This window comes from Enterobacter sp. K16B (assembly GCF_020216105.1).
Taxonomy (GTDB): domain Bacteria; phylum Pseudomonadota; class Gammaproteobacteria; order Enterobacterales; family Enterobacteriaceae; genus Enterobacter; species Enterobacter sichuanensis.
Genome location: NZ_JAIWJZ010000148.1, coordinates 1 through 10,011 on the forward strand (window position 1 = coordinate 1; position 10,011 = coordinate 10,011).

10 protein-coding genes are annotated in these 10,011 nt (G+C 53.7%); 9 read left to right on the forward strand and 1 reads right to left on the reverse strand.

What is annotated here, in order from left to right:
• The 3 genes from araH to otsA form a co-directional block, all read left to right on the forward strand.
• Positions 1–718, forward strand: a 718-nt coding sequence (gene araH / locus LDK53_RS21395; RefSeq protein ID WP_225288020.1) for an L-arabinose ABC transporter permease AraH, incomplete at its 5' end; no start/stop codon positions are given.
• 176 nt (positions 719–894) lie between these two features.
• Positions 895–1,698, forward strand: a complete 804-nt coding sequence (gene otsB / locus LDK53_RS21400; protein ID WP_225288021.1) for a trehalose-phosphatase — start codon at positions 895–897, stop codon at positions 1,696–1,698.
• On the forward strand, positions 1,673–3,097 hold the full coding sequence (gene otsA / locus LDK53_RS21405) for an alpha,alpha-trehalose-phosphate synthase (protein WP_047958975.1): 1,425 nt from the start codon (positions 1,673–1,675) through the stop codon (positions 3,095–3,097). The genes otsB and otsA overlap by 26 nt, the downstream gene beginning before the upstream one ends.
• A gap of 15 nt (positions 3,098–3,112) precedes the next feature.
• Here the strand turns inward: otsA and uspC are convergent, their stop codons facing one another.
• Entirely contained in the window at positions 3,113–3,541 is a 429-nt protein-coding gene (gene uspC, locus LDK53_RS21410) for a universal stress protein UspC (RefSeq protein ID WP_025760335.1), read from the reverse strand.
• 795 nt (positions 3,542–4,336) lie between these two features.
• Between uspC and flhD the strand changes: the two genes are divergently transcribed.
• From flhD to cheW, 6 genes are all read left to right on the forward strand, one after another.
• Positions 4,337–4,687, forward strand: coding sequence for a flagellar transcriptional regulator FlhD (gene flhD, locus LDK53_RS21415; protein WP_025760368.1), 351 nt, complete (start codon positions 4,337–4,339; stop codon positions 4,685–4,687).
• Positions 4,688–4,689: 2 nt separating this feature from the next.
• A complete protein-coding gene (flhC, locus tag LDK53_RS21420; RefSeq protein ID WP_013096051.1) occupies positions 4,690–5,268 on the forward strand; it encodes a flagellar transcriptional regulator FlhC in 579 nt (192 codons plus the stop codon).
• A gap of 123 nt (positions 5,269–5,391) precedes the next feature.
• Positions 5,392–6,279, forward strand: coding sequence for a flagellar motor stator protein MotA (gene motA, locus LDK53_RS21425; protein ID WP_008500417.1), 888 nt, complete (start codon positions 5,392–5,394; stop codon positions 6,277–6,279).
• Entirely contained in the window at positions 6,276–7,205 is a 930-nt protein-coding gene (motB, locus tag LDK53_RS21430; protein WP_025760369.1) for a flagellar motor protein MotB, read from the forward strand. Before motA ends, motB begins: the two co-directional genes overlap by 4 nt.
• A 4-nt stretch (positions 7,206–7,209) precedes the next feature.
• A complete protein-coding gene (gene cheA / locus LDK53_RS21435; protein WP_025760370.1) occupies positions 7,210–9,246 on the forward strand; it encodes a chemotaxis protein CheA in 2,037 nt (678 codons plus the stop codon).
• A 19-nt stretch (positions 9,247–9,265) separates the two neighbouring features.
• Positions 9,266–9,769 carry a chemotaxis protein CheW gene (gene cheW / locus LDK53_RS21440; RefSeq protein ID WP_014884351.1) on the forward strand — a complete coding sequence of 168 codons (504 nt, stop codon included), beginning with the start codon at positions 9,266–9,268 and terminating at the stop codon, positions 9,767–9,769.
• Positions 9,770–10,011: the final 242 nt, after the last annotated feature.

The following is a 10,011-nucleotide window of genomic DNA, read 5'->3' on the forward strand; positions in this document are numbered from 1 at the left end:
CACCACGGCCGTGGTGATCAACATGACGGAGAGTCTGTGGATTGGCGTGCTGGCCGGTCTGTTACTTGGCGTTATCAGCGGTCTGGTGAATGGTTTTGTTATCGCACGTCTGAAGATTAATGCCCTGATCACCACCCTTGCGACGATGCAAATTGTCCGCGGGCTGGCCTATATCATCTCCGACGGTAAAGCGGTGGGGATTGAAGACGAGCGCTTCTTTACCCTGGGTTATGCGAACTGGCTGGGCCTGCCTGCGCCTATCTGGCTGACCGTCGCCTGCCTGATCCTGTTCGGCTTCCTGCTTAACCGGACCACCTTTGGCCGTAACACCCTGGCAATTGGCGGTAATGAAGAAGCGGCTCGTCTGGCTGGGGTGCCGGTGGTACGCACCAAGATTATTATCTTTGTGCTCTCAGGGCTGGTTTCTGCCGCCGCGGGGATTATCCTGGCGTCGCGTATGACCAGCGGCCAGCCAATGACCTCCATCGGTTATGAGCTGATCGTCATCTCCGCCTGCGTTTTAGGGGGCGTTTCCCTCAAAGGCGGCATCGGAAAAATCTCATATGTGGTGGCCGGTATCCTGATTCTGGGGACGGTAGAGAACGCCATGAACCTGCTGAATATTTCGCCGTTCTCTCAGTACGTGGTGCGGGGGCTGATCCTGCTGGCAGCCGTGATTTTCGACCGTTACAAGCAAAAAGCGAAGCGAACTGTCTGACCCTTTTTTCTCTCTTTTATTGCTCAACTAATAACCATAGTTGACCCCTTAACCGGCCCGCCAGTTTTACTGGCGGGCCGGGTGTCAAATGGCGAGCGACGTCACACTGTCTATACTTACATGGCTATGAAAGAGGTAAAGGCGTTTACCTCTCGTAAACCGTAAGGAGGAAAAGGGTGGCTGACTTGTTAACCGCACCGCCTGTACTGCCCGGACATTATGCTTTCTTTTTCGATCTCGACGGCACGCTCGCCGGGATAAAACCGCACCCCGATCAGGTGTCTATTCCGGAGGCGGTGTTACAGGATTTGCATCAGCTCTCGCGCATGAATGAGGGAGCACTGGCATTGATATCAGGGCGCTCAATGGCCGAGCTGGACATGCTCGCCAGTCCATACCACTTTCCGCTGGCCGGTGTACACGGAGCGGGGCGCCGCGACATCCATGATCAAACGCATATCGTTTCACTCCCCGACGCACTCACGCAAACGCTCCAGAAGCAGCTCTCTGCTGCGCTGGCTGACCTGCCTGGCACCGAGCTGGAAGCCAAAGGCATGGCCTTCGCCCTGCATTATCGCCAGGCACCGCAGCATGAAGAGGCTGTACTGGCCCTGGCTCAGTCGGTTGCGGATGCGCATCCGCAGCTGGCACTGCAGCCCGGTAAATGCGTCGTGGAGTTAAAACCGAAAGGGATCAATAAAGGTGCGGCCATTGCCGCGTTTATGGCGACACCGCCTTTCAAAGGGCGGACGCCCGTTTTCATAGGGGATGACCTGACCGACGAGGCCGGGTTTCGTGTGGTAAATCAGGCCGGAGGGATCGCCGTCAAGGTGGGGCCTGGTGACACTGTCGCCGAATGGCGGCTGGCGGATGTCGCCAGCGTCTGGCAGTGGATATCTGACATCGCTAACCAGCAACAACAACAAATAGCGCAAAACAAAGGGGGAAACCATTATGGGTCGCTTAGTCGTCGTCTCTAACCGAATTGCACCGCCTGATGATAAAAAAGCCAGTGCAGGTGGCCTGGCGGTAGGGGTATTAGGTGCCTTAAAAGCTGCTGGCGGGCTGTGGTTTGGCTGGAGTGGTGAAATCAGTGAAGAAGAGAAACCGCTAAAAAAGGTCACGCGCGGAAACATCACGTGGGCTTCATTCGCCCTGAAAGAGAAAGATTACGACGAGTACTACTCGCAATTCTCCAATGCCGTTCTGTGGCCTGCCTTTCACTATCGCCTTGACCTGGTGAAATTCCAGCGGGAATCCTTTGAAGGCTATGCGCGGGTGAATGCGCTGCTGGCGGATAAACTGCTGCCATTAATCGAAGAAGACGATATTTTATGGATCCACGATTATCATCTGCTGCCCTTCGCCAGAGAGCTGCGCAAGAGGGGGGTCAATAACCGGATCGGCTTCTTCCTGCACATTCCGTTCCCGACGCCGGAGATCTTTACCGCGCTGCCGCCGCATGAAGAATTGCTGGAGGCGCTGTGTGATTATGATTTACTGGGCTTCCAGACTGAAAATGACCGCCTGGCGTTCCTTGACTCGGTGTCAGGTAAAGCGCGTCTGGTGACCAAAGGGGGCAAGACCCATACGGCGTGGGGGAAAACCTTCCATACCGAAGTCTATCCGATAGGGATTGAACCTGACGAAATCGCTGAGCAGGCCGCCGGTCCGCTGCCGCCTAAGCTGGCGCAGCTTAAGAATGAACTCAAGCACGTCAAAAATATCTTCTCGGTCGAGCGTCTTGATTATTCCAAAGGGCTGCCGGAACGTTTCCTGGCGTATGAAACGCTGCTGGATAAATACCCGCAGCATCACGGTAAAATTCGCTATACCCAGATAGCGCCGACCTCGCGCGGTGAGGTTCAGGCCTACCAGGACATTCGTCATCAGCTGGAGACTGAAGCAGGGCGTATTAATGGCCGCTACGGTCAGCTGGGCTGGACGCCGCTCTTTTATCTGAATCAGCATTTTGATCGCAAGATCCTGATGAAGGTCTTCCGCTATGCGGATGTCGGCCTCGTCACGCCGCTGCGGGACGGGATGAACCTGGTCGCGAAGGAGTATGTGGCGGCGCAGGACCCTGCCGATCCTGGGGTGCTGGTGCTTTCCCAGTTTGCCGGGGCCGCAAATGAACTCACCTCAGCGCTGATTGTAAACCCTTACGATCGGGATGATGTGGCAAACGCGCTGAATCGTGCCCTGACGATGCCGCTCACGGAGCGTATTTCCCGCCATGCTGAAATGATGGAGACGATCCGTAAGAACGATATTAATCACTGGCAGGCGCGCTTTATTCAGGATTTGCGTGATATCGCCCCGCAAAGCCATGAAGGCTACCTGCAAAAAAAGATCGCGACTTTCCCTAAACTCGCCTGATTTTATACCGGGGGGTTAACGCCCCCCAAGCGGCACTAACAACACATCAACCTGGCTTGAGGCGACAATAGATTTTGCCGCGCAGGCCGCGCGCGATAAAAAGCTGTGGTTGTGATTTCCGCATATCACTAAATCAATATTCTGTTTACGACACATATCCAGAATATGTGCATTAAGTTCGCCTGTCGCTATAACGGTTTCATAAACAGGATATTGTGCCTTTTCGACCAGCTCACGCAGAAATTGCTGCGTTTCCTCCTGCAGAACCTCACGAATATCCTCCAGCATCGGGGCAGCCAGCTGATTATACATCTCGGGTTCGGCCGCCAGTGTTATAAGACTGATACGCGCATTGTGGGGTCTGGCAATCGAAACGGCCCGGGCGAGGAGTTGATGGCTTTCGGGAGAAACAGCAACAGAAACAAGAAGATGGGAGTAACTCATGGCGCACTCCTTAGGTGTCTGACAGACAGCGTGTGATCACCATTACCGCGATTTGCCTGGATCTGCAAGAGCGGATTACGACATTAGTGTGAAGCTTATCATAATTATTCATTAATTATTCTTATAAGAAGAATAACTGAAAATTGGCCCTAAATGAAAAAAATTAACAACTTAACGTAAATCACACAAATGCACCTTTTCCCAGTTTAATCGTTCCTGGTCGTTACAAAATCATTTCGAATAGTTTCTTTATGAAACGGTGTTTTTAGGCTGTTTGTATAACTCTATGTTTTTTCACGGTAAGAAAAATGTGTCACGCAGAGGCGCCTGGCGAGAATGTTTCAGACAGACGCCCGGGACAGAGCAAGCACGTTACGTGCCAGTTCTTTTAAGCCATCTGCATGAGTATTCGTCATTTAAGAATACAAAATAGTTCCAAATGGTCAATAAGTGAACAAATTACAAGTCATACTGATGGATTTATGGGTCAAATTCACTTAAATTGTGTGACGTAGATCACATTTTTTTTAAATTTGAGGGTGGCTGGATTGTATGTGGCAAAACTGACGAGTAGAGTTTGCGTCGAATTAGGAAAAATCTTAGTTATTTGTAAGAAATGATAAAACACGTAAGGGACGCATTCGCGATTTCTCTCTTACGCGTTTCAGTGAATACAAACCTAAATTCAACTATGCATTTAGCCTTTTCTTTTTTATACCGGGTGATTTCCCGGCGACATCACGGGGTGCGGTCTTTCCGCATAAAAATAATAGTTGGTTATTCGGGATGGGAACAATGCATACATCCGAGTTGCTAAAACATATCTATGACATCAATTTGTCGTATTTACTGCTCGCGCAGCGTTTGATTAGTCAGGACAAAGCGTCCGCGATGTTTCGTCTGGGTATTAACGAAGAAATGGCAACCATGCTGGGTGGTTTAACCCTCCCACAGATGGTTAAACTGGCTGAAACGAATCAACTGGTTTGCCAGTTCCGTTTCGACGATGCGCAGACCATCACGCGTCTGACCCAGGAGTCCCGCGTTGACGATCTTCAGCAGATCCATACCGGTATTCTTCTTTCCACGCGCTTGCTTAACGAAATCAGCCAGCCTGATGACGTAGCCCGTAAGAAAAGGGCCTAGCAATGAGCGAGAAAAGCATTGTTCAGGAAGCGCGTGACATACAGCTGGCGATGGAGCTGATTACACTGGGTGCTCGTTTACAAATGCTTGAAAGCGAGACTCAGCTCAGCCGTGGTCGTCTCATCAAGCTGTACAAAGAGTTACGTGGTAGTCCCCCGCCAAAAGGCATGCTGCCGTTTTCTACCGACTGGTTTATGACATGGGAGCAGAATATTCACGCGTCCATGTTCTGTAACGCCTGGCAGTATCTTCTCAAAACCGGTTTGTGTAGCGGCGTTGACGCCGTGATCAAAGCGTACAAACTTTACCTTGAACAATGCCCACAGCAGGAAGAAGGCCCTCTGCTGGCGCTGACCCGCGCATGGACGCTGGTGCGTTTTGTTGAGAGCGGAATGCTTGAACTGTCGCGCTGCAACTGCTGCGATGGCAATTTTATTACCCATGCTCATCAGCCTGCAGGCAGCTTCGCCTGTAGTTTATGTCAGCCTCCATCCCGCGCAGTAAAAAGACGTAAACTTTCCCGGGATGCTGCCGATATTATTCCACAACTGCTGGATGAACAGATCGAACAAGCTGTTTAACCCGAACGTGTGGGAAAGATTCCAGCAGCGGTAAGCAATTACCGCTGCTTTTTTTTACCCCGCAAACGGTAAACGCTGCGAGCTGGACGTCCTTGCCATAGTCACTAGCGGAAGGATGATGTCGTGCTTATCTTATTAGGTTACCTGGTAGTTCTCGGTACAGTTTTCGGCGGTTACATGATGACCGGCGGGCACCTTGGAGCACTCTATCAACCGGCTGAACTTATTATCATCGGCGGTGCAGGGGTAGGGGCTTTTATCGTTGGTAACAACGGTAAATCGATCAAGGGGACGCTGAAAGCTATTCCATTGCTGTTCCGTCGTTCGAAATACACCAAAAGCATGTATATGGACCTGCTGGCACTGCTCTATCGCCTGATGGCGAAGTCGCGTCAGCAGGGGATGTTCTCGCTTGAACGGGATATCGAAAACCCGAAAGAGAGCGAAATTTTTGCCAGCTATCCGCGTATTCTTGCAGACGCCATGATGCTGGATTTCATCGTCGATTATCTGCGACTCATCATCAGCGGCAACATGAACACCTTCGAAATCGAAGCGCTGATGGATGAAGAGATTGAAACCCACGAAAGTGAATCTGAAGTGCCAGCCAACAGCCTGGCGCTGGTGGGCGACTCCCTGCCGGCATTCGGTATCGTTGCTGCGGTCATGGGGGTGGTTCACGCCCTGGCGTCGGCAGACCGCCCGGCAGCCGAACTGGGTGCGCTGATTGCCCACGCGATGGTGGGCACCTTCCTCGGTATCTTGCTGGCGTACGGCTTCATCTCTCCACTGGCCAGCGTCCTGCGCCAGAAGAGCGCGGAAACCACCAAAATGATGCAGTGCGTGAAGATCACGCTGCTCTCTAACCTCAACGGTTATGCGCCACCGATCGCGGTTGAATTTGGCCGTAAAACGCTTTATTCCAGCGAGCGTCCGTCGTTTATCGAGCTTGAAGAACACGTGCGTGCGGTGAAAAACCCAAACCAACAGACGACAACTGAGGACGCATGAAAAACCAGTCCCATCCGATCGTCATCGTAAAAAAACGCAAGCACAAGGGCGGGGGTCATGGCGCACACGGCTCCTGGAAAATCGCGTACGCTGACTTTATGACCGCAATGATGGCATTCTTTCTGGTGATGTGGCTCATCTCCATCTCCAGCCCGAAAGAACTGATCCAGATTGCCGAATATTTCCGAACGCCGCTGGCGACGGCGGTGACCGGTGGGCCGCGTATCTCTAACAGCGAAAGCCCGATCCCAGGTGGGGGCGATGATTACACCCAGCAAAAGGGTGAGGTGAAAAAAGAGCCGAACATCGACGAGCTGAAAAGAAAGATGGAGCAGGCGCGGCTGAAGAAACTGCGTGGCGATCTCGATCAGCTGATTGAAGCAGATCCGAAGCTGCGCGCATTGCGCCCGCACCTGAAAATCGATCTGGTGCAGGAAGGGCTGCGTATTCAGATTATTGATAGCCAGAACCGCCCGATGTTCAAAACCGGGAGCGCGGAAGTTGAACCGTACATGCGCGATATTCTGCGCGCCATTGCTCCGGTGCTGAACGGCATTCCTAACCGCATCAGCCTGTCAGGACACACGGATGATTTCCCGTACGCCAGTGGGGAGAAGGGATACAGCAACTGGGAGCTTTCTGCCGATCGTGCCAACGCCTCGCGTCGCGAGCTGGTGGCCGGTGGGCTTGATGATGGCAAGGTACTGCGCGTGGTCGGCATGGCAGCAACCATGCGCGTTTCCGACCGCGGGCCGGATGACGCCATCAACCGTCGTATCAGTCTTTTAGTGCTGAACCAGCAGGCGGAGCAGGCCATCCTGCATGAAAACGCCGAAAGTCAGAATGAGTCACTGGACGATTTAAAACAGCCTGGGGCCGTTCCTTCGGCTGCCGTTCCAACATCGCCACCAGCCAATCCGAGGTGATAGCGTGAGCATGGATATTAGCGATTTTTACCAGACATTCTTTGATGAAGCCGACGAATTGTTGGCCGATATGGAGCAACACTTACTCGATCTGGTGCCCGAAGCACCAGATTCCGAGCAGCTCAATGCCATCTTCCGTGCGGCGCATTCCATTAAAGGCGGAGCCGGAACGTTTGGATTTACCATCCTGCAGGAGACCACCCATTTAATGGAGAACCTGCTTGATGAAGCACGACGCGGTGAGATGCAGCTCAATACCGACATTATCAACCTGTTTTTGGAAACCAAAGATATTATGCAGGAACAGCTCGACGCCTATAAAAGTTCGGCAGAGCCTGATGCCGCCAGCTTTGAATACATCTGCAATGCGCTGCGCCAGCTCGCGCTGGAAGCGAAAGGTGAGGTTGCCGCAGCCGTGGTGCCGGCCGCAAAGCTGAGCGTTGTCGATGCGGTTGCCGCACCGGCGTCTGCCCCTGCCGACGCACCTGCGGGCAAACTGCGCGTGGTGCTGTCACGCCTGAAAGAAAATGAAGTCAACCTGCTGGAAGAAGAGCTGGGTAACCTGGCGAAATTAAGCAACGTGGTAAAAGGCAAAGACAGCCTGGCTGCGACGCTGGATGACGGTATCAGTCAGGACGACATCGTGGCGGTGCTGTGCTTTGTGATTGAAGCCGACCAGATTGCCTTTGAAACCGAAACCGCCGCGGTTGAAGCCCCAGCTGCAACGGAAGAGGTGGCGGTCGTCCCTCAGGCGGCGGCCCCGGCTGTTGCGCCTGCGGCCCCGGCATTAAAAGCGGTGCCAAAAGAGACTGCCGCGCCGGGCCGTGGTGAAAAACCTGCCGCGCGTGCCAGCGAGTCAACCAGTATCCGCGTTGCGGTTGAGAAGGTCGATCAGCTGATTAACCTGGTGGGCGAGCTGGTTATCACGCAGTCGATGCTGGCGCAGCGTTCCAACGAACTGGACCCGGTTACGCACGGCGACCTGATTACCAGCATGGGTCAGCTGCAGCGTAACGCCCGCGATCTGCAGGAATCAGTGATGTCCATCCGTATGATGCCGATGGAATATGTCTTCAGCCGCTTCCCGCGTCTGGTCCGCGATCTGGCCAGCAAGCTGAATAAACAGATTGAACTGACCCTGATGGGTAGCTCAACGGAACTCGATAAGAGCCTGATCGAACGCATCATTGACCCGTTAACCCACCTGGTGCGTAACAGCCTCGACCACGGTATTGAACTGCCGGAAAACCGCATTGCTGCCGGGAAATCCCCGGTCGGGAATCTGATCCTCTCTGCGGAGCATCAGGGCGGAAACATCTGCATTGAAGTGACCGATGACGGCGCGGGCCTTAATCGCGAGCGCATCCTGGCAAAAGCGATTTCGCAGGGGATGGCGGTTAGCGAGAACATGACTGATGAAGAAGTGGGGATGCTGATCTTTGCCCCGGGCTTCTCTACCGCAGAGCAGGTGACCGACGTCTCCGGGCGCGGCGTCGGCATGGACGTGGTGAAACGTAACATCCAGGAGATGGGCGGCCACGTTGAGATCCAGTCTAAACAGGGTTCCGGCACCACCATTCGCATCCTGCTGCCGTTGACGCTGGCGATCCTGGACGGCATGTCAGTCAAAGTGGCGGACGAGGTCTTTATCCTGCCGCTGAACGCCGTAATGGAATCCCTGCAGCCGCGTGAGGAAGATCTGCATCCGCTGGCGGGCGGCGAGCGCGTTCTCGAAGTGCGCGGGGAGTATCTGCCGCTGGTGGAACTGTGGAAAGTATTTGAAGTGGACGGGGCGAAGACAGAGGCCACGCAGGGTATCGTTGTGATCCTGCAAAGTGCGGGCCGCCGCTACGCGCTGCTGGTTGATCAGCTGATTGGTCAGCACCAGGTGGTGGTGAAGAACCTCGAAAGCAACTACCGCAAAGTGCCGGGTATTTCTGCCGCCACCATTCTGGGTGATGGTAGCGTGGCGCTGATCGTCGATGTGTCGGCGCTTCAGGGATTAAATCGTGAACAACGTGTGGCGTACACAGCCGCCTGATTAAGTAGAAGGTAATAACATGACCGGTATGAGTAATGTAACGAAACTGGCGGGCGAGCCATCAGGGCAGGAATTCCTGGTATTCACTTTAGGCGATGAGGAGTACGGCATCGATATCCTGAAAGTGCAGGAAATCCGGGGTTATGATCAGGTTACCCGCATCGCTAACACGCCTGCTTTTATTAAAGGTGTCACCAACCTGCGCGGCGTGATTGTGCCTATCGTTGATCTGCGCGTGAAGTTCAGCCAGGGCGACGTTGACTACAACGACAACACCGTGGTGATTGTCCTGAACCTGGGGCAGCGCGTAGTGGGTATTGTGGTGGACGGCGTCTCTGATGTGCTCTCCCTGACGTCGGACCAAATCCGCCCTGCGCCGGAGTTTGCAGTCACGCTGTCGACCGAATATCTGACCGGTCTGGGTGCGCTGGGTGAGCGTATGCTGATTCTGGTGAATATTGAGAAGCTGCTGAACAGTGAAGAGATGGCGCTGCTGGATATCGCGGCGAACCATGTAGCGTAGGTAAATGCAAAACGGCAACCCAGGTTGCCGTTTTTTGTGTTTGCTCCCTCTCCCTTCGGGGTGAGGGAGCAAACACAAAATAATGTCTACTCCGACGACCCCCTCTCCATTGAGGGAGAGGGCTGGGGTGAGGGGGAACATACGGCTCTGGTGGACATTCCGTTCACTTTATGTTCAATGCTACTCTGTAACACCATGACCAGTGAACGTGCCAGGGCGGCTCAATCGCCACCGCCCTGGCG

Excerpts from the sequence above, each read along its gene's own strand:
- cheW (WP_014884351.1), top strand. The coding sequence starts at position 9,266 with ATGACCGGTATGAGTAATGTAACGAAACTGGCGGGCGAGCCATCAGGG.
- flhC (WP_013096051.1), top strand. The coding sequence starts at position 4,690 with ATGAGCGAGAAAAGCATTGTTCAGGAAGCGCGTGACATACAGCTGGCG.
- motB (WP_025760369.1), top strand. The coding sequence starts at position 6,276 with ATGAAAAACCAGTCCCATCCGATCGTCATCGTAAAAAAACGCAAGCAC.
- flhD (WP_025760368.1), top strand. The coding sequence starts at position 4,337 with ATGCATACATCCGAGTTGCTAAAACATATCTATGACATCAATTTGTCG.
- otsA (WP_047958975.1), top strand. The coding sequence starts at position 1,673 with ATGGGTCGCTTAGTCGTCGTCTCTAACCGAATTGCACCGCCTGATGAT.
- uspC (WP_025760335.1), bottom strand. The coding sequence starts at position 3,541 with ATGAGTTACTCCCATCTTCTTGTTTCTGTTGCTGTTTCTCCCGAAAGC.